Origin of the sequence: Aquabacterium sp. (assembly GCF_035476535.1) — a bacterium.
Taxonomy (GTDB): Bacteria; Pseudomonadota; Gammaproteobacteria; order Burkholderiales; family Burkholderiaceae_C; genus Pseudaquabacterium.
On record NZ_DATILJ010000063.1, the window covers coordinates 42,003 to 61,590 of the forward strand.

General features: G+C 69.6%; 13 protein-coding genes. 8 read left to right on the forward strand and 5 right to left on the reverse strand.

Features of this window, described 5'->3' with window-relative positions; translation table 11 throughout:
- The first annotated feature begins 104 nt into the window (after positions 1-104).
- Positions 105-3,056, forward strand: a complete 2,952-nt coding sequence (gene uvrA, locus VLK61_RS06595) for an excinuclease ABC subunit UvrA (RefSeq protein WP_325419469.1) — start codon at positions 105-107, stop codon at positions 3,054-3,056.
- On the opposite strand, the gene VLK61_RS06600 is transcribed toward uvrA, so the two are convergent.
- Positions 3,025-3,699: a DJ-1/PfpI family protein gene (locus tag VLK61_RS06600; RefSeq protein ID WP_325419470.1), complete on the reverse strand. Its 675-nt coding sequence runs from the start codon at positions 3,697-3,699 to the stop codon at positions 3,025-3,027. The genes uvrA and VLK61_RS06600 overlap by 32 nt on opposite strands.
- Positions 3,700-3,814: 115 nt before the next feature.
- Between VLK61_RS06600 and VLK61_RS06605 the strand changes: the two genes are divergently transcribed.
- From VLK61_RS06605 to VLK61_RS06625, 5 genes are all read left to right on the forward strand, one after another.
- Complete coding sequence (locus VLK61_RS06605; protein WP_325419471.1) at positions 3,815-5,146, forward strand: PLP-dependent aminotransferase family protein; 1,332 nt, start codon at positions 3,815-3,817, stop codon at positions 5,144-5,146.
- 94 nt (positions 5,147-5,240) lie between these two features.
- Positions 5,241-6,119, forward strand: coding sequence for an amidohydrolase family protein (locus VLK61_RS06610; RefSeq protein WP_325419472.1), 879 nt, complete (start codon positions 5,241-5,243; stop codon positions 6,117-6,119).
- Positions 6,120-6,202: 83 nt separating this feature from the next.
- On the forward strand, positions 6,203-6,541 hold the full coding sequence (locus tag VLK61_RS06615; protein ID WP_325419473.1) for an ArsR/SmtB family transcription factor: 339 nt from the start codon (positions 6,203-6,205) through the stop codon (positions 6,539-6,541).
- A complete protein-coding gene (locus tag VLK61_RS06620; protein WP_325419474.1) occupies positions 6,538-7,458 on the forward strand; it encodes a DinB family protein in 921 nt (306 codons plus the stop codon). The genes VLK61_RS06615 and VLK61_RS06620 overlap by 4 nt, the downstream gene beginning before the upstream one ends.
- A complete protein-coding gene (locus tag VLK61_RS06625; RefSeq protein ID WP_325419475.1) occupies positions 7,458-8,345 on the forward strand; it encodes a hypothetical protein in 888 nt (295 codons plus the stop codon). Before VLK61_RS06620 ends, VLK61_RS06625 begins: the two co-directional genes overlap by 1 nt.
- Before the next feature lie 87 nt (positions 8,346-8,432).
- Here VLK61_RS06625 and VLK61_RS06630 read toward each other — a convergent pair whose 3' ends face one another.
- Entirely contained in the window at positions 8,433-8,849 is a 417-nt protein-coding gene (locus VLK61_RS06630) for an SWIB/MDM2 domain-containing protein (protein WP_325419480.1), read from the reverse strand.
- 287 nt (positions 8,850-9,136) lie between these two features.
- Here VLK61_RS06630 and VLK61_RS06635 point away from each other — a divergent pair, with 287 nt between their 5' ends.
- On the forward strand, positions 9,137-9,499 hold the full coding sequence (locus tag VLK61_RS06635) for a phage holin family protein (protein WP_325419476.1): 363 nt from the start codon (positions 9,137-9,139) through the stop codon (positions 9,497-9,499).
- 26 nt (positions 9,500-9,525) lie between these two features.
- Here VLK61_RS06635 and pbpC read toward each other — a convergent pair whose 3' ends face one another.
- The 3 genes from pbpC to VLK61_RS06650 all read right to left on the reverse strand — a co-directional run bounded on the left by pbpC (position 9,526) and on the right by VLK61_RS06650 (position 19,347).
- Positions 9,526-11,697 (reverse strand): penicillin-binding protein 1C, encoded by a 2,172-nt coding sequence (pbpC, locus tag VLK61_RS06640; RefSeq protein ID WP_414636778.1) that lies wholly within the window; start codon positions 11,695-11,697, stop codon positions 9,526-9,528.
- Between the two features lie 104 nt (positions 11,698-11,801).
- Positions 11,802-17,645 (reverse strand): alpha-2-macroglobulin family protein, encoded by a 5,844-nt coding sequence (locus VLK61_RS06645; protein ID WP_325419478.1) that lies wholly within the window; start codon positions 17,643-17,645, stop codon positions 11,802-11,804.
- Positions 17,646-17,730: 85 nt separating this feature from the next.
- Positions 17,731-19,347: a M48 family metalloprotease gene (locus VLK61_RS06650; protein WP_325419479.1), complete on the reverse strand. Its 1,617-nt coding sequence runs from the start codon at positions 19,345-19,347 to the stop codon at positions 17,731-17,733.
- 79 nt (positions 19,348-19,426) lie between these two features.
- Here VLK61_RS06650 and VLK61_RS06655 point away from each other — a divergent pair.
- Positions 19,427-19,588: cyclic pyranopterin monophosphate synthase MoaC (locus VLK61_RS06655; protein ID WP_325419481.1), on the forward strand; the 162-nt coding region annotated here is incomplete at its 3' end.

The following is a 19,588-nucleotide window of genomic DNA, read 5'->3' on the forward strand; positions in this document are numbered from 1 at the left end:
TGCATCGGCTCTGACGCGCAGGCTCTGACGCGCCGACTCCCCAGGGGTGTGCGGCCGCAGGCCCGCGCCGCTATCATGGCCGGTTGCCCTCGCCGCGCCCGACCATGCCCCGCCCCGCCCTTGCCGTCCCCGAAACATCCCCGGAACCTCCCCCGGTATCTCCCCCCAGGCACAGCCCTGCCGGCAGCACCCACCTGCACATCCGCGGCGCGCGCACGCACAACCTGAAGAACATCGACCTCGACATCCCCAAGCACGCGCTGGTGGTCATCACCGGCCTGTCGGGTTCGGGCAAATCCAGCCTGGCCTTCGACACGCTGTATGCCGAGGGCCAGCGGCGTTATGTCGAAAGCCTGTCGGCCTATGCGCGGCAGTTCCTGCAGCTGATGGACAAGCCCGACGTCGACGTCATCGAAGGCCTGTCGCCGGCGATCAGCATCGAGCAGAAGGCAACCTCCCACAACCCGCGCTCGACGGTGGGCACCGTCACCGAGATCCACGACTACCTGCGCCTGCTGTATGCCCGCGCCGGCACGCCGTTCTGCCCCGACCACGACCTGCCGCTGGAGGCGCAAAGCGTCGGCCAGATGGTCGACGCGGTGCTGGCGCTGCCGGAGGACACCAAGCTGATGATCCTGAGCCCGGTGGTGCGCGACCGCAAGGGCGAGTTCGGCGACCTGTTCGCCGACATGCAGGCGCGTGGTTATGTGCGCTTTCGCGTCGATGGCCAGGTCGTCGAAGCCACCGAACTGCCGAAGCTGAAGAAGGCCGAGAAGCACGACATCGATGTGGTGATCGACCGGCTGAAGTCACGCCCCGACGTCAAGCAGCGCCTGGCCGAGAGCTTCGAAGCTGCCTTGCGTGCCGCCGAGGGCCGCGCCATTGCGCTGGAGATCGACACCGGCAAGGAGCACCTGTTCAGCAGCAAGTTCGCCTGCCCGGTGTGCAGCTATGCGCTGCCGGAACTGGAGCCGCGGCTGTTCTCGTTCAACGCGCCGATGGGTGCCTGCCCGCATTGCGACGGCCTGGGCCAGCAGACGGTGTTCGATCCGGAGCGTGTGGTCGCCTTCCCGAGCTTGAGCCTGGCCGGCGGCGCGGTGAAGGGCTGGGACCGGCGCAATGCCTACACCTTCTCGATGCTCGAATCGGTGGCCCGGCACTACGGCTTCGACATCGACGCACCGTTCGAGGAACTGCCGAAGAAGGCGCAGAAAGCACTGCTCCATGGCTCAGGCAGCGAGGACATCGAATTCGTCTACACCGCGGAAACCGCCAAGGGCAAAGCGCGCACGGTGAAACGTTCGCATCCCTTCGAAGGCATCATTCCGAACTTTGAACGGCGCTACCGCGAGACCGATTCGGTCGCCGTGCGCGAGGACCTCGCGCGTTATCAGGCCGCCAAGCCCTGCGTGCACTGCGGCGGCGCGCGGCTGCGGCGCGAAGCCCGCCATGTCTTCCTGCTGGGCGCGGATGAATCGGGCCAAGGACCCAGCGTGCCGCGTCTCGCGATCTACGAGGTCGAACACGCCACGCTGGCCGATACGCAAGCCTATTTCGAGCAGCTGAAGCTGAAGGGCGCCAAGGCCGAGATCGCGGACAAGGTGGTGCGCGAAATCCGCTCGCGGCTGAAGTTCCTCAACGACGTGGGCCTGAACTACCTGAGCCTGGACCGCAGTGCCGACACGCTGTCGGGCGGCGAGTCGCAGCGCATCCGCCTGGCCAGCCAGATCGGCTCCGGCCTGACCGGCGTGATGTACGTGCTGGACGAACCCAGCATCGGCCTGCACCAGCGCGACAACGAACGCCTGATCGGCACACTGCGCCACCTGCGCGACCTGGGCAACAGCGTGCTGGTCGTCGAGCACGACGAAGACATGATCCGCTGCGCCGACCATGTCATCGACCTCGGCCCTGGTGCCGGCGTGCATGGCGGCCAGATCATTGCGCAGGGCACGCCCGACGAAGTGGCGGCCAGCGCCGAATCGCTCACCGGCCGCTACCTGGCCCATACGCTGCGCATCGAAGTGCCCACGCTGCGCCACACGCTGGCCGCGAGCACGGAGCCGCGGTCCCTGCGCATCGTCAACGCGCGCGGCAACAACCTGAAGAACGTCACCGTCGAGATCCCGGTCGGCCTGTTCACCTGCGTCACCGGTGTCTCGGGTTCAGGCAAGAGCACGCTGGTCAACGACACGCTGTACGCGGCCGTCGCGCGCAAGCTCTACAACAGCCACGCCGAAGCCGCGCCGCACGACGAGATCGAAGGCCTCGACGCCTTCGACAAGGTGATCAACGTCGACCAGAGCCCGATCGGCCGCACGCCGCGCTCGAACCCCGCCACCTACACCGGCCTGTTCACGCCGATCCGCGAGCTGTTCGCCGAAGTGCCGATGGCCCGCGAGCGCGGCTATGGCGCCGGCCGCTTCAGCTTCAACGTCGCCGGCGGCCGCTGCGAGGCCTGCCAGGGCGACGGCGTGCTGAAGGTCGAGATGCATTTCCTGCCCGATGTCTACGTGCCCTGCGACACCTGCGGCGCCAAGCGCTACAACCGCGAGACGCTGGAGGTGCAGTACAAGGGCAAGAACATCAGCCAGGTGCTGGGCCTGACGGTCGAGGACGCGCACCCCTTCTTCAGCGCCGTGCCGACCATCGCGCGCAAGCTGCAGACGCTGCTCGATGTCGGCCTCGGCTACATCACGCTGGGCCAGAGCGCCGTGACGCTGTCGGGCGGCGAAGCCCAGCGCGTGAAGCTGGCGCTGGAGCTGAGCAAGCGCGACACCGGCCGCACGCTCTACATCCTGGACGAGCCCACCACCGGCCTGCACTTTGCCGACATCGAACTGCTGCTGCGTGTGCTGCACCAGCTGCGCGATGCCGGCAACACCATCGTCGTGATCGAGCACAACCTCGACGTCATCAAGACGGCCGACTGGTTGATCGACATGGGCCCCGAAGGCGGCGCCGGTGGTGGGCGCGTGCTCAGCGAAGGACCGCCGGAGGTGATTGCGAATTGCGCGGAGAGCTTTACCGGGCGCTTTCTGAAGCCGATGCTGTAGTGCGGGTGGGGCCGCTGGCCTTGTCGCCTCGCGCTGCCACATGTCCAGGTACGACGTGCGCCAGCGCGCGCTCGACATAGACCTCCTTCTCGCCCACCGGCGCGAAGTAATGCAACACCTCGCGCGCCGCGTCCAGCCCCTTCAGGCGGCTGATCAGCCAGGCCGAGATGTACTGCGCCGACAGGCAGCCGCCCGCTGTCGCGACGTTGCCTTGCGCGACGAAGGCCTGGTTCAGGATCTGCACGCCGGCGGCCTGCACCCAGGGCTTGCTGGTCGAATCGGTGCAGGCCGGCACTTGGCCGAGCAGCCCGAGCTTGGCCAGCAGGAAGGTGCCCGAGCATTGCGCCGCGATCAACTGCCTGTCCGGGTCCAACTGCAGCTGACCCATGATGGCTGCATCGGCCGCCACTTCGCGGGTCTTCATGCCGCTGCCGATCACCACCGCGTCGGCCTCGTTGGCGGCCGCCAGATCGATCTGGGCCTCCAGCGTGAGTCCGTTCATCGAGGTGACCCGCGGTGTCGGGCTGGCGATGCTGACGCGCCAGTCGGTGTCGCCCAACCGTGCGATGCGGCTGAGCATGCCGTAGGCGATCAGCGAGTCCAACTCGTTGAAGCCGTCGAAGGTCAGGATGGCGATGTGCATGGCAGTCCCTGATGTGGTTTGGCGTGGCGCGGGCCGGCCGGGCTGCCGACGCGCGAAGATGCATAGGGTAGATCGCCAATCCAGTACGATCAATAAATTGTTCTAGATACAAGCCATGCCGCCGGTGCGCTATCGATCCCTGGTCGACGAGATCTCCGCGTGCATCCATCGCGGTGAACTGCGGCCCGGCGATCGGCTGCCGACGGTGCGCGCGCTGATGCAGCAGCATGGCATCGCGCTGGCGACGGCCTCGCGCGTGATGGCCGAACTCGCGGCCGCCGGCCTGGTGGTCGGCGAGGTCGGCCGCGGCACCTTTGTGCGTGACGCGTCCTTGCCGCGCGGGTCGAGGCTGGAGCAGCATCCGGCAGGTGCCGGCGCCGGCGTCATCGATCTCACGTTCAGCTATCCGACCTTGCCGGGCCAGGACGGCATGCTGCGCGAGGGCTTGCGCAGCCTGGCGGCTTCAGGCGACCTGGATGCCTTGCTGCATGCGGCGCCCCAAGGCGGTCGCCTGCATGAGCGGCAGACCCTGGCCAGGCACTTGCGCAACCGTGGCATCCGGATGCCGGCCGAGCAGGTGCTCATTGTCAACGGCGCGCAGCAAGGCCTGGCCGTCACCGTGATGGCGCTGCTCAGGCCGGGCGATGCCATCGTGATGGATGCGCTGACCTACCCGGGCATGCTGGCGCTGGCCCGGGCGCACCGGCTGGACATCCTGGCGCTGCCGCAAGTGGCCGGGCAAGCCGACCTGGACGCGCTGGCCAGGCTCTGCAAGCGGCGCCCGGTGCGGGCGATCTACACCATGCCGACGATGCACAACCCCCTGGGCTCGGTGATGCCGGAAGCCGCGCGCATGCAGCTCGTCGTGCTGGCCGAGCGCCATGACGTGCTGATCATCGAGGACGCCACCTACGCCTTCCTGGCCGAGCCGGCGCCGACGCCGCTCGTCAAGCTCGCGCCGCAGCGCACGATCTACGTGTCCGGCCTGTCCAAGAGCGTGGCCGCCGGCTTGCGCGTCGGCCTGGTGGCCGCTCCGGCGACGATGATCGCGCGCATCGAGCAAGCCATTCGCATCTCGACCTGGCAGGCGCCGTCGGTGACAACGGCGCTGGCCTGTCTGTGGATAGCGTCGGGCCGGGTCGACGCGCTCGAAGACGACAAGCGCGCCGACGCACGGCGGCGCCAGGCGCTGGCGCGCCGGCTGTTGCGCGGTTGCCCGTTCACCGCCCACCCGTCGTCCTACTACTTGTGGCTGCCGCTGGCCGGCGGGCAACGCGCCGACCAGGTGGCCGCGGCCTTGAAGCAGGACGGCGTGCTGGTGAGCACCGCCGAAGCTTTTGCAGCGACGACGCATGTGCCGCAAGCGCTGCGCGTGGCGCTGGGGTCGGTCGAGCCCGAAGCGCTGAGCCGCGCGCTGCGCAAGGTCAGGCTGGCGGCAAGTGCCTAGGTGCAGCAGGCGCCCGCCCACCGCCGGCACGGCTGCGTGGCCGGAGGCGCGCGCCTACACTGCCGCGGTCTGCCGCCCGAAAGGAGCCCGCGCCATGCGCCCCGTTGTTGCCCTGCTCGCGCTGTGCCTGCCGCTGCTGGCGGCGGCGCAAGCGCCCTACCGCGGCCCGCTGTTCGACGCCCACCTGCACTACAACGACGAAGCCTGCGCCTTCAATGCCGCCTGCCCCTACCCGGTGGCCGATGTGCTGGCGATGATGCAGCGTGCCGGCGTGCGTGCGGTCATCGCCAACAGCCGGCCGAATGACGGTACCAAGTCGCTGGCCGCGGCGGGCGAGGCCACGCGCGCTGCCGGCGTCACGGTGGTGCCCTTCATCCGGCTGTACCGCAACCGCGCTGACTACAGCGGCTGGTTCGCCGACGAGAGCATCCATGCGATGGTGCAGCAGGAACTGGCTGCGGGCACTGCAGCGGGACCGTACAAGGGCCTGGGCGAATTCCATCTCTACGACAGCAAGAACGCCGATGGTGTGGTGGCTGCCAAGCTGATGAAGCTGGCGCAGGCGCGTGGCCTCGCGGTGCTGGCGCATGTCGACGACGACGCGATCGACCGGCTGATGGCCCATGCGCCGCAGGCCCGGCTGATCTGGGCCCACACCGGCATCGGCGGCGTGCCGGTGGCGCGCGTGCGGGCCTTGTTCCAGCGCTACCCGCTGCTGATCGGCGAGCTGTCGTACCGGCCCGGGCTGACCGAGGCGGCCGGCCGCCTGAGCGCGGACTGGCGCGCGCTGTTCAGCGAGTTTCCCGATCGTTTCGTGATCGGCTCGGACACCTGGGTCAACGGACGCTGGAGCAGCTACGAGGCGCTGATGGCCGAAGCGCGGCAGTGGCTCGGCGACCTGCCGCCCGATGCGGCGCGGCGCATCGGCTGGGCCAACGCGGCGCGACTGTTCGGCGTGCGCGACCCCGACTGAAAAAAGCAACCACATCGTTGCGTTTGGTGGCATCATGCAATCGATGGGTTGCATGATGACGACTGCACGACGATGGGTTGCCGATGCGTGACGACGACGATGACGAAGAACTCGACCGCCTGCTGCGCGCCTTGAGCGACGCGACACGGCGTCGCCTGCTGGACCGGCTGCGCGATGCACCGGGCCTCACGCTGACCGAGTTGACGGCAGGATTTGCCCAGTCGCGGCAGGCGCTGTCCAAGCACCTGGCGGTGCTGGAAGCGGCCGAACTGGTGGTGGCCGTGTGGCGCGGGCGCGAGAAGCTGCACTACCTGAATCCGGTGCCGCTGCAGGCGCTGCCGGCGCGCTGGGTGACCAGCAGCGCGCGCGAGCATGCGGCGGCGCTGTCGGCACTGAAACGCGCGCTGGAGCAAGCACCATGATGAATGCCGCATCGACACGCACCCCCGACCTGACGCGGGCACCCACCGGACCGGCGCAGGTGTTGAGCACACGCTTTGCCGCATCGCCGGAGTTGCTGTGGGCACGGCTGGTGCACAGCAGCTTCGTCGCCGACTACCTGGGCGCGGCCTTGCCGTCAGTCTTGCTGCAGGCCGGCTGCAGGATCGACGGCGTGGATCAACAGGGCCAGGCGCTGCGGCTGACCGTCGTCGAAGCCCTGGCGCCGTGCAGCCTGTCGCTTCGACTCCAGGGCACGACCGGTGATCGTGCGCTGCACTTGTCGATCGAAGCCAACGCGCAAGGCAGCCGCCTGACGGTGCTGCACGACGATGGCGCCCTGCCGGTGGCCGCTGCCGGCGATGCCATCGGCCGCCTGCTCGCGGCGCCGCCCGCGGCGGTGTTGATGGCCGCTCGCATTGGCAGCCAGGCGGCGCTGGACCTGGCGCGCGACTACCTGGCCGGCAGCGCGCAGGCCATGCGCCTGCTGCTGGCGGCGATGACGCCGGACCAGGGCTATGCCCAGCCGGCGCCGGACCGCTTTTCGCTGGCCGCGCAGGTCTGGCACCTGGCCGATGTCGAAGAGTTCGGCTGGGCACAGCGCTTGCCGCGGGTGCTGGCCGAGTCCACTCCCGTGCTGCCCGGTGTCGATGGGGATCGCCTGGCCATCGTGCGGCGCTACCAGCAGCGGCCCTGGCGCGCGGCCGCGCGGCGCTTCATCACGCAGCGGCGGCGCAGCCTGGCTGCGCTGGCGCGCTTCGATGCGGCGACGCTGGCGCGGCCGCTGGTTTTCAGCGCGCAGCCCGGCGATGCCGGCACGCTGCTGGCCGCGATGCTGGCCCATGACCATGAACACCGGCTCGAGATGGCCGCGCTGTGGCAACAGGAGTCACGCGGATGATGAACGACGACCCGACGATGAGCCTGCGCGACTGGCTGGACCGTGCGCAGGATGAGCACCTCAAAGCGCCACGCGCCGTGGCGGAGGCCTTGCTCGCCCGCGCGGCCACGCTGCCGGATGACGAGCACGGTGCCGAGGCGGTGCGTCTGGCCGAGCATGTGATGCTCGGCCACCTGGCCGATGCCGACAGCCTGCAACGCCTGCTCGATCAGTTGCCGGTGGCACCGGCGCTGGCCGCAGCGCGCCAGCGTGCGGCCTGGGCGTTGGCCACGCTGGCCGGTGATGAAGCGCCGGCGGAGCTGCCGATCGCGGCGCAATGGCGCGGCCTGCAGAACGTCGTGCTGGCACTCGCCGGCCGGGGCCGCTGGTCCGATGCGGCCGATGCGCTGCGTCGACCCGAAGCCCAGGCCCTGGTGCATGCAGAGCTCGATGCACGCAAGGCCTATGCGGCCACGGCCAACAACGTGGCCAGCGAGTTGCGCGCGTGCTTGCCGCAGCACGGTGAGCAGGCCGCAGCGCACGCCGCACCGCACGTCGCGTTGATGCTCGATGCTGCCGCACGGGCGCGCCGCGCCTGGGCCGCAGCTGGCAGCTGGCTGCACATCGAGCGCGCCGAGTACCAGCTCGCGCTGTGCCATGCGGCCGCCGGCCAGGGCCGCACGGCGCTGGTCCATGCGCAGTCCTGTCTGTCGATCTGCGAGGCCGAAGCGGCCGATGCGGTGGAGCGCTTCTTCGCGCACGAAGCCCTGGTGCTGGCGCAGCGCGCGGCGGGTGAGGTGCAAGCCGCCGCGGATCATCGGATGCAGATGCGGGCGCTGCTGGCCGAGATCACCGACCCCGACATGCTGGCCTGGTGCGGGCAGACCCTGGAAGGGCTGCGCCCATAGAAAAAGGCCGGCTTCACAGCCGGCCTTCGTCTGCCCAACGCCAGGGGAGGCCTGCCCCCGATGATGGGCTTTTAGTTCACTTCACGCTCACTTGAGGTGGGCGTTGATGAGCTTGGTCATCTCGAACATCGACACCTGGGCCTGCTTGAAGATTTCCTTCAACTTGGCATCGGCGTTGATCATCGTCTTCTTGACCTTGTCCTGCAGACCGTTCTTCTTGATGTACTCCCACACCTTCTTGGTCACCTCGGTGCGCGGGATCGCCTTGTCGCCGATCACGGCGGCCAGCTGGGCGCTGGGCGTCATGGCCTTCATGAAGGCGGCGTTGGGCGTGCGCTTCTTGGCCGGGGCGGCCGTCTTGGCGGGAGCGGCCTTCTTTGCCGGTGCAGCCTTCTTTGCAGGAGCCGCGGCCGGCTTTGCCGTTGCGGCCTTCTTTGCAGGAGCCGCGGCCTTCTTTGCCGGTGCGGCCTTTTTGGCCGGAGCGGCCTTCTTCGCAGTTGCCATGTTGATTCTCTCCATCACGTGATTGGTTGATGTGCGGGGGTCTGGGTCGGGGTCTGCATGCACCCTCGTTTCTCTCATGACCTCTGCGGGCGCAATGGTACTGCGCGTGATTCGTGCTGAGAAGCGGTTTTCCCTCGTAAAACGCGCTTTCTTCCTCTCGGAAACCTGCATTTGTCGCCGCGGCACGTCACTCGGCGTGCCCAGGGCGGCAACCGAGGCCGTGCTCGTGCTGTTGCGAGGGGCGCGCGCATGTTGTCGCGCAGGCGCCGCGTGTATGCTGCGCGGCCATGAAGATCATCGTTCGCTGGCTGCTGTTGGCCGCCGCGCTGCTGTTGGTGGCGCACCTGTATTCCGGGGTCAAGGTGTCGAGCTTCAGCGCTGCGTTGGTGGCCGCACTGGTGCTCGGTTTGATGAACACGCTGGTGCGTCCGCTGCTGGTGATCCTGACCTTCCCGGTGACGCTGCTGACACTGGGCTTGTTCCTCTTCGTGATCAACGCGCTGATGTTCTGGGCCGCCGCGTCGGTGCTGAACGACAGCTTCAATGTCGCGGGCTTCGGTGCCGCGCTGATCGGCTCGGTGATCTACAGCCTGTGCGGCATGGTGATCGACGTGGCGATGGAGCGCCTGTTCAGCCGCAGCGAGCTGTGAAGTGCATCCGGCCTGTGCGCGTGGCTTCAGCGCGTGGCCTCGCTGCCGCGCACACGCTCGCTGACTGGATCGCTGACAGGATCGCTGCGCACCACGGCACCACGCACTTCGAAGCGCGACTCGCCGAGCACCTGACCGGCTGAGGACTTCAACACCAGCCGATGGCGGCCCGGCCAGGGCCGCCACGCCAGCGCGGCACCGCTGCCGATCCAGCGGCCATCCAGCCACCACTGGCCGGCTTCGCCGCTGAAGGTGATGCGCTGCACCGGCGCCGGCATGTCGGGGTCGAGCGCGAAGATCGATCCATCGCGCGGGCTCGTGATGCCGCTGGGCCGGTGCAGCGCCACCTGCTCGCCGGCGCGCACGCGCAGAGGCGATGGCGCCGCGGGCGCCGCATCGGCCAGCCACTCGTCACGCGGTGGTTCAAGTCCGGCATCGAAGATCACGGCCTGCTGACGCAGTCCCGCTGGCGCCTGAGGCGGCCGTGACGGCAGGCCGGCATGCAGCTGCTGCACCAGCGCGCGCCACACCGGCGCGGCGCCCTGCGTGCCGCTGACGCGATGCATCGCTTCGCCGCTGGCATTGCCGACCCACACGCCGACGGTGTAGCGATCAGTGAAGCCGATGCACCAGTTGTCGCGCATGTCCTTGCTGGTGCCCGTCTTCACCGCCGCGAAGCCGCGCGTGACCAATGCGCTGTCGAGTCCGAAGCTCACCGCGCGCGCGCCGGCATCGGCCAGGATGTCGCCGACCTGGAAGGCCGTGCGCTCGTGCAGCACCTGCGCCGGCGCGCCGGGCAGTCCGGCCACCGGTGTCCAGCGGCCGCGCTTGGCCAGCATGCGGTAGGCATTGCTCAGCTGCAGCAGCGTGACCTCGGCACTGCCCAGCGCCAGCGCCAGGCCATGGAAGCCGCCGCTTTCAGTCAACTGCAGGCCGGCGCGGTTGAAGCCGTCGAACACCTCCTGCGGACCGAGCAAAGCCCCGAGCCGCGCGGCCGGCACGTTGAGGCTGCCGGCCAGTGCCGTGCGCGCACTGACCCAGCCGCGGTACTGGTGGTCGTAGTTGCGCGGCATGAAGGCGCCGCTGCCGCCATCGAGATCCGCCGGTGCGTCGTGCAGCAGGCTGGCCGGCGTGATCAGGCCGCGCTCGAAGGCCAGTGCGTAGACAAAAGGCTTCAGCGTCGATCCGGGCTGGCGGCGCGCGAGCACCGCATCCACCTCCGGTGCATCGGACCAGGCCGCGCCGGATGAGCCGACCCAGGCGCGCACTTCGCCGCTGGCGTTGTCCAGCACCACCAGCGCGCCGTCTTCGACCTGACGGCCTTGCAGCTCGGCCATCTGCGTGCGCAACAGCGTGATGGCACTGCGCTGCAGGCGGGCGTCGAGCGTGGTGCGCACCGGGCCCACCGCCTTCGCCGACAGCGGCTGGGTGGCCAGCAGCCAGCGCGCAAAGTGCGGGGCCAGCGCTTCGGTCAAGGGCGGCCCGGCGCTGCGCTTCAAGGCCCGCTCGGCCAGCGCCGCGATGCGTTCACAGCGCGGGGGTTCGGCCAACAGCGTGCAGGCGCGGCGCACGACGAGATCGGGCTTCGCATTCGGCGCGCGCACCAGCGCAACCAGCAGCGCAGCCTCGCTGCGGTCCAGCCCCGAGGCCTGCTTGCCGAACAAGGCCCAGGCGGCGGCCGGCATGCCGACCAGCTCACCGCGCAGCGGCACGCGGTTGAGGTAGGCCTCGAGGATCTCGGCCTTGCGCCAACGCGTCTCGAGTGTGCGCGCGGCGTCGATCTGCGACCACTTCTGCAGCACGCTGCGGCCACCGGCCGGACGCGCCAGGTCGGCATCGAGCAGTGCCGCGAGCTGCATCGTCAGCGTCGATGCGCCTTGTGTGCCGCCCTGCGCGTTGGCCACCGCACTGCGCGCCGCGGCCGACCAGTCGACGCCGTGGTGCGACCAGAAGCGCTGGTCTTCGCCCTGCACGATCAGCTCGCGCAGCGCGGGCGAGAACTGGTCCAGCGGCAGCCAAGGCAAACGACGCGCCTGGGCATCGACGCGCAGCGATTGCAGCGGCTGGCCGTGGCGGTCCAGCAGCAGCAGGTCGGAAGGGCGATGGGCCTGGCGCCATGCGGAGAAGCTCGGCAGCTCGGTGGCGGCAGCGGCCGGCGGCGCGCAACAAGCCAGCGCGACCCCCAACGCGACGGTCATCGCGAAAGTCAGCGCGATCATCGGCGCGAGGGTCCGCGCGAGGGTCTGCACGACCGGCAGTGCGACCGACCGTGCGATGCAGCGGCGGGCCGCTGCCACCGGCTTCACGGCCGCACCTCCAGCGGCGCATTCGGCTGCTCGCCAAAACTCTCCGGCGCGTACATCGCTTCCACCCGCGATGGCGGCAAGTGGAAGCGGCCGGCGCTGTTCAAGCGCAGCGTGTACTCGATGACGTGCTTGCCGCGCGGCATGAACTCCCAGCTGGCGCGGAAGGCTTCCTGGCCACGTTCTTCATACGCCAGCCAGGCCGTGCCTTGCTTGCGCTCGGCCTGCGTCGCGATCGCCGAATCGCGGCCCAGGCCGCTGCCGAGCAAGGTGGCGCCGGCGGGCACCGGGTCGTTCAGCGCGACCCAGGTCATGTCGCTCTGCGCGTCGATCTCGATGCGCACCCGCAGCACATCGCCGCGGGTCCAGGCCGCTGCGTCCTTGCGCTCGACCGCGTTGACGCTGCGCGTGATGCGGTAGCCCGCGGCGATCGGCGTTTTCAACGGCACGGCGGCCAGCGCCTGCACCGCCAGCCAGGGCTTGCCGCTGCCCTGGTGCTGCACGTTCAGCGGCGCTGAAGCGGTTGGCCACGGCAGCATCAACCGGCCGCCCTGGCGTGCCGTCGACCAGTCGTGCGTCGCGCTCGCCGGACCCAGCGTAGCGCTGCTGCGGCCGGCAACAACAGCCGTTTCGAAGCGCGCCGCAAAGCGGTCCAGTGCCAGCACGCCCCACAGGTTGGCGGTGGTCGTCAGCCACGCCGCGCGCTGCTGCCGGCCCAGCGCGCCGATCACCATGCGCGGCAGTTCGTCCTTCCACGCCGGGTCGTCGACGACGGCCAGGATCAGGCGTGCCGCATTGGCATCGGCGCTGTCCATCAGCCACCACCAGAAGTCGCTGTCCTCGGTGCTGAACTTCAGCGTCGTGCCGGCATAGGTGAGCCGCGCACGCAGGATCGTCTGCGCTTCCTGCAAGCGTTGCGCGCGTTCGGGCAAGGCCTCGATGCGCTGCAGGATGCGCAGCCAGTCGATGACAGCGGCCGTGGGCCAGTGCTTCGGTGCGACGGTGATCGACTGCAGGTGTTGCGGCGCCGCGCGGCCATGGCGCGACAGCGCTTCGATCGCCGCGAGCTTGCGCACATCGAGGTCGATGCCGCGGGCGCTGGGCGCGCTCCAGCTGTCACGCAGCAGCCGCCCTTCGACGAAGGCCTGCAGCGCCAGCAGCATGCGTTCACGCGCGGCGTCGGGCAGTGGCTGATTCGCTTCATGCGCGGCGGCGATCAGGTAAGCCGTCAAGCGGTCGCTGCCGCGCGGCGGGTCGCCTTCGCGCGGCGGGTAGTACAGCGCCAGGCCATCGGCATCCAGGTAGCCCGGCAAGGCATGGCCGAGCTGCGCCCAGGCCTTGCCGTCCTTCAAGGCCAGCGCCTTGGACGCCTGCTGTTCGAGGCAGCTGAACGGATAGGTTTCGAAGAAGCGGCGGATGCCGGGCAGCGCGCCGGCGAGAGTCGGCTGCAGGCCGATCTGAATACCCCCCGACTTGGCGCCGGTGAGCGGCAGGGCGTCCGGCGGGGGGGCCACCGGCATGCTGAGCGTGCCATCGTGTGGCGGCACGCTGAGCGTGCCATCGAGCTGCTGCAGGCTGGCGGCCCACACCCGCACCGGCACGGCGGGCTTCACCAGCTGCGTCAGCTTCACACGGTCCTGCGCGCTGCCGCCGGTCTGCATGGCGGCCGCTTCATAGGCCAGGCTGAAGGCGCCGGTGGGCACCTCCACCGGCCACTTCACTTCGGCCGCGGCACCAGCCGGCAGCGTCAGGCGTTGCGGCGCAAAGGGCATCGGCGTGCGGGTGATGCCCGCGCCCTCGTCGCGCTGCGCGGTGGCAGCCAGCGTGGCCTCGACCTGGATCTCGCGAGCCGTGGTATTGCGCAGCGTGAAGATTGCATCGAAGCGGTCGCCTTCGCGCGCCAGCGGCGGCAGGCCGGGCAGCATCTGCAGGTCCTGCGTCACGCGCACGCTGGTGCTGCCGGTGCCGAAGCGGTCGGCGCCGGCGCTGGCCAGCGCGACCAGGCGGAAGCTGGTCAGCGAGTCGTTCAGCGGCACCTCGATCGTGGCTTCTCCGTTCGCATCGAGGCTTATCGATCCACGCCACAGCAGCAGCGTGTCGAACAGCTCGCGTGTCGGGTTGCGCCCGCCGCCGCCGCCGGCCGGCACGGCTTTGCGCCCGTAATGGCGGCGGCCGATGATCTCGCTGTGCGCGGTGGCGGTTTCCACCGCCCAGCCGCGCGGCTGGAACATCGCCTCGAGCAGGTTCCAGCTGCTGTTGCCCATCAGCGCCAACAGCGCTTCATCCACCGCGGCAAAGGCGATCTCGGCGCCGGCCGCGGGCTTGCCGTTCTGCAGCACCTGCACCTTGGCCTTGACCTTCTGCCGCACCGCGTACTGCGGCTGGTCGGCCGTGACCTTGACCTCGAGCTTGTGCGCATCGAGGCCGACATGCAGCTGCACGACGCCGAACTTGTGCGAGGGCTTGGCCAGGTCGACCATCGCTGTCGGCGCCTGGTACTCGCGGCCTTCGAAGCGGAAGGCTCGCCACCAGTCGCCCGGTGAACGCCAGCCCCAGCTGAAGAAGGAATACCAGGGCACGTGGCGCACGCGGCCACGCAGCACCAGCACGCTGGCGAAGACGTTCGGTGCCCAGCTGGTGGCGCCTGAGTCGCCCGCGGTCTTGGGGATCGTCACCTCCACCGTCGGGTCGTCGCCTTGCAGCTGCACGACCTTGGAACTGATGATGCCTTCGCGCTCGATGCTGACCAGTGCGGTGGCCTGGCGATAGGGCATGCGCACCTGCAGCTTCGCGGTGTCGCCGGGCGCGTAGCCGGGCTTGTCGGCCAGCACGTCGATGCGGTCGTCGTTGTCCTGCTCGAACCACAGCTCACCCTGGCGCGTGACCCACACCGTGGTCGCGGCTTCGGCGCTGCGGCCGGCCTCGTCGGCGCTGCGCGCGATCAGCTCCACCTCGCCGGCGGCGCTGAGCGCCGCTTCGCACAACACCATGCCGCGGGCATCGCTCTTGCCTTCGCAGACTTGGCCCAGATCCTTCTGCACGGCCTGCTGGTCGTAGGCGTAGAAGCCGCCGACCAGGCGCTTGCGGTTCGCCTGCCACTGCGTCACGCGGGCCTGCACCTGGAGCTTGGCATCGACCAGCGGCTTGCCCTTCAAGTCCAGCACCAGGGCCTGGAACTTCACCTTTCCGACCGATGCGGCCCATGAACCGGCGCGCAGCCCGACGACGCGCGCCGCCGGCCACAGCGGCACGCGCGTCGAGACGGTCTGCACCTCGCCGTTCGGATCGTTGAAGCTCAATTCGGCCTGCAGTTCGGCCGGGCGCGTGATCTTCGGCAGGCCCTTCAGCGCGACGGTGGCGGCGCCGTTGGCATCGGTGCTCAGCGCCTGCTTGTCGACGACCAGCTTGGCACGATCCGCTTGCGAGCCCTCTTCGCCATCCCGATCGCCATCCCGCTGTGCCGGATCGCGCGGCGCTTCGAACGAGAAGCTTTCATAACCGGGGAAGCTCAGGAAGCGGTCGCGCATCAGCGCGCTGGCCCGCACCGGCGCGCGCGCCACGCCGCCGCCGGACAGGTGTGTGAGCTGCAGGGCCAGCGCCACTTCACTGGGCGCGATGGGCTCGGACTTCGGCGGCACCAGGCGCGCGTCGATCAGCGGCAGGCGGAACGCCTCGACACGGAAAGAACCGCTGGTCCATTCGCGCTGCGCGTTCTTCAGGCTCACCTGGTAGAGGCCGAGCTTGGCCGTCGGCGGGACCTGCCAGCTGGCCAAGGCGGCGCGGCCGCTGGCATCGAAAGTGAGCGGCTGAAGCTGCTCGTCACCGCTGCCCACGTGCACGATCTTCATCTCGGTGGGCAGCTTGCCGCGTTCGGCATTGACCAGGCCGCTGCGGGTTTCCTGCCGCACCAGGTGCTTCATCGAGACGGTTTCGCCGGCGCGCAGCAGCATGCGGTCGAACACCGTGTGCATGCGCAGCCGGTCGCTGCCGCGGCTATCGTCGGCCGAGGCGATCGGCATGTTGAAGCGCCAGGGCTCGATGCCGCGGTTCCAGCTGCTGAAGGCGAAGGCCGTGTCGCGCAGCGGCTGGCCTTGTGCGCCGGTGCTGACTGTACTGAGGGTGCTGGCGGTGACGTAGTGGCCGCGCTGCCAGCTGCATTTGGCCTCTTCGGGCGCCTCGGGCAAGGCCATGGGCACGGTGGCCAGGCCGCTGGCGTCGGTGCGGCCTTCCCACAAGAGCTTGCCACGGCAGTCATGCACGGCCACGGCAGCGTTGGCGACGGCTTGTGCGCGGTCCAGCGTCGTCACCCAGACCTGGGCGTTGTCGGGGCTGCGCTTGACGTGCACGCCGAGGTTCGTGACCAGCACGCCGGTGCGCACGAACATCGGCGCGCGGGTGGCCAGCAGGCGCTCGCCGAGCACCGTCGATTCGATCTCGACGACGTGGTAGCCGGGTTCCGTCAGCGGGATGCCGACCACCTCGAAGGGGCGCGGGTCACCGCCTTGCAGCTGCGGCAGGTCGAGCCGCTTCACGTCGGGCTGCCGGGCCAGCAAGGGCGTCTTGCGCGATTCGAATTCCTTGTCCTGCGCGCTGGCGAGCCTGCCCATCCACGACAGCCAGTCGCGCTCGTCGATCTTCTTGATGCGCACCGCACCGGTCCGCAGTTCAGGCTGAACATGGCGCAGCGTGATCGGCAGCATCGCGTCGGGCCCGAGTTCGATGATGCCGAAAGGCGCGGCGGCGAACTTGGCGATCGGCGGCATCGGTCCGGTGTTGATGGCCAGCGGGAAGCTCGATGCATTGCTCAAGGCGCGGCCCGACACATCCTTCAGGTCCGCCGGCAGCACGAGCCTGAACTTCGTGTTGTCGGGCAAGGGCGAGGTGAAGCGGACTTCGCTCAGCTCCTGCTCGTCACCGCTCAGTTTGGGTGCTATCTCCTTGCCTTCGGCCGGCAGCAGCCGCGCCGACTCCAGCGCCTTGCGCGGCACCGGCGCCGAGAAGCGCACGATGGCCGCGGCCAGCGGCATGCAGGGCGCCTGCGCCTTCTCGCGTTCGCAGCTGAATTCGGCCGTGAAGCGGCTGCGCACCTCGAAGCGCAGGCGTTGCGGCGCACGCGTCAGCACGCCCGGATCGGCGGCCGAGGCGATGCCGGCGCCCCACACCAGGCGCAGTTTGGTTTGCGGCGGCAGCGGCCGCGCGCAGGCCAGCAACACGCTGCGCGCGGCCTCGGCGGCACGCACACGGCGCGCCTTGAGCACCTGCTCGCGCACGGCGCCGGTCACCTGTTGCACGGCAATGCGTTCGCCGATGCCGTCCACCTCGCACCAGGCATGGGCGGCGATGCTGTCGGCGGTGGCCGGGCCGGTCAGGCGCAGCAGGAAGTGCTGGTCTTCCTCGACGGTATTGCCGTCCCACGGATCGCTGCGTTCGATGGCCGGGCCGCCGGTGGCGAAGCTGAAGTCGGTGTTGCCTTCCAGCGTGCCCTGCAGTGGCGCCCAGCCCGGCACGGCGCTCAGGCTGCAGCGCACACCCGGCGGCACCGGTGACGTGAAGTCGATCAGCCATTCACGGGCGTTGTTCCAGCGCGTGCTGCTGGCCGGCACCGGGCCGCTGCAGGCCAGCTTCAAGGGTGGCTGGCGGTTTGGGTCGCCCAGCGGCACAACAGCCTCGCCAAAACGCACGACGACCTGCCGGACCTGCGCCACCTCGCCCTGCGGCGTGACGCCGGTGATGCGGGCCGCACGGGCCGGGCCGGCGAGGCCGACGCAGGCGAGCAGGCCGATGATGAAGCCGGCGATGACTGCGTGGATGTGCCGGCGTGCTGCCGTGCCGCTGCTGAGCATGCTGTGCCCCCTCGGTTCAGACCGGGGGCAGTGTAGAAGCGCTGGACCGTTGGCCGCGGCCGCCGGATACCGCAGCCACCCGCGTTTATTCGGGGTTGTCCGAAGGATCGCGGCGCTGCTGCGAGCCGCGCTGTTCGCTCATCAACTGGCGGCGTTGTGCGACCAGGTCACGCAAGCGGGCGTCGATCACCGAGGCCTCGATGAAGTCGGTGCCGGGACCGCCGCGACGGGCGATCAGCTGGCCGGCGCGCAGGCGGTCGATGGCGCCGGGGATGTTGCCGATGGCCGCCTGGGCCTCGGCTTGCGCGCGCACCGAGCGCAAGGACTGGCCCTGGCGTTCAGCGACACCGGCCAGGGCTTGCCAGGCCTGGCCATCGTCGCGGTGTTCGGCCACCCAGGTCTGCAGTTGCTCGGCGCTGCGCTTCAAGGCGGCGGCATCGTTCTGCAGCAGCACCAGCTGCGCGCGCAGCAGCAACTGGCTGCGTGACCCGTCGTCGGCCCAGCGCTCCAGCGCTGCAGCGGCGCGCGTGGCGTCACCCCGCGCCAGCGCTGCTTCAGTCGACAGCTGCGCCCAGGCGCGGCGCGACGTGGCGTCCGGCAGCAGCGGCTCGCCGGCGGCCAGCGCCTGGTCGGCCACGGTGAAGTCGCGCAGCTGTACCGAGGCCATCGCGCGCAGGTAGAGCGCGGCCAGCCGGTCCCGCACCGAGGCCGGGCCGCGGATGTCGGCCTGCTGGAAGCGGTGCAACGATTGGTTCGACGGATCCATCAGCACGCGGGCGCGCGACTGCATCAGCGCATGCCAGAGCGGGCTGGTGGTCGAGGCCGGCGCCGGGCCCAGGCTGTCGATGCGTTGACGCGCCTCGCCGATGCGGTCGATGGTGAGCGGGTGGCTGCGCAGGTAGGGGAAGCCGCCGCTGTCGTTCAGCCGCACCGATTGGTCGAGCTTCTCGAACATCGCGGCCATGCCGCTGGGTGCGAAGCCGCCCAGGCTCATCAGCACCAGGCCGTTGCGGTCGGCCTCACGTTCCATGTCGCGCGAGAAGTTCAGCTGCGCCTGCTGCGCCGCCGCCTGGCCGCCCACAATGGCCGCTTGCGCCATGTCGGCGTTCGAGCTCTTGGCCGCAGCCAGGATGCCCAGCAGCATCGCCGCCAGGCTCACCGCGCTGCTGCGCGACGCGGCGGTGATGCTGCGCGCGATGTGGCGCTGCGTGACGTGCGAAAGTTCGTGCGCCAGCACCGAGGCCAGTTCGTCGCGCGTCACCGTCATCGCGATCAGGCCGAGGTTGATGCCGACATAACCGCCGGGCAGCGCAAAGGCGTTGACGTTGCGGTCGCGCACCAGGAAGGATTCGAAGGGGAACAGGCCCTGGATGTCGGTGCCGATGTCGCCACGCTGGCGCGCCGCGGCCACCAGCGGCTGCCACAGCGATTGCAGGTACTCCAGCAGGATCGGGTCTTCGAGGTAGTCTGGATCGCGGCGGATCTCGCGCATGATCTGCTCGCCGACGCGCTTTTCGGTGCTGAGACTGAACTCGTCCGATGCGGATTCGCCCAGAGCCGGTAGGCGAACTTGAGATTCCCCCGGCACGCGCGGCGGCGAGGCCGGGGCCGCGCTTTGCGGCCATGCCGACGGGCTCAGGCCGAAGGCCAGCGCCAGCAGCAGGCAGCCGGTGCGCAGACGGGGTGAGCGGGAAGACTTCAAGCGCAGGTCCGGCAGCGAAAGAGGAAGGGCTGCGCCTATCATCGCACCGCTACATTGCCCGCACGTAAACGATAGTTCAATGACCTCTTCACCGCTGACCCACTTCGATGCGCAAGGCCAGGCCCACATGGTGGACGTGGCGGCCAAGCCGGACACGCACCGCATGGCGCGGGCCATCGGCAGCATCCGCATGCTGCCGGCCACGCTGGCGCTGATCGCGCAAGGCCAGGCCAAGAAGGGC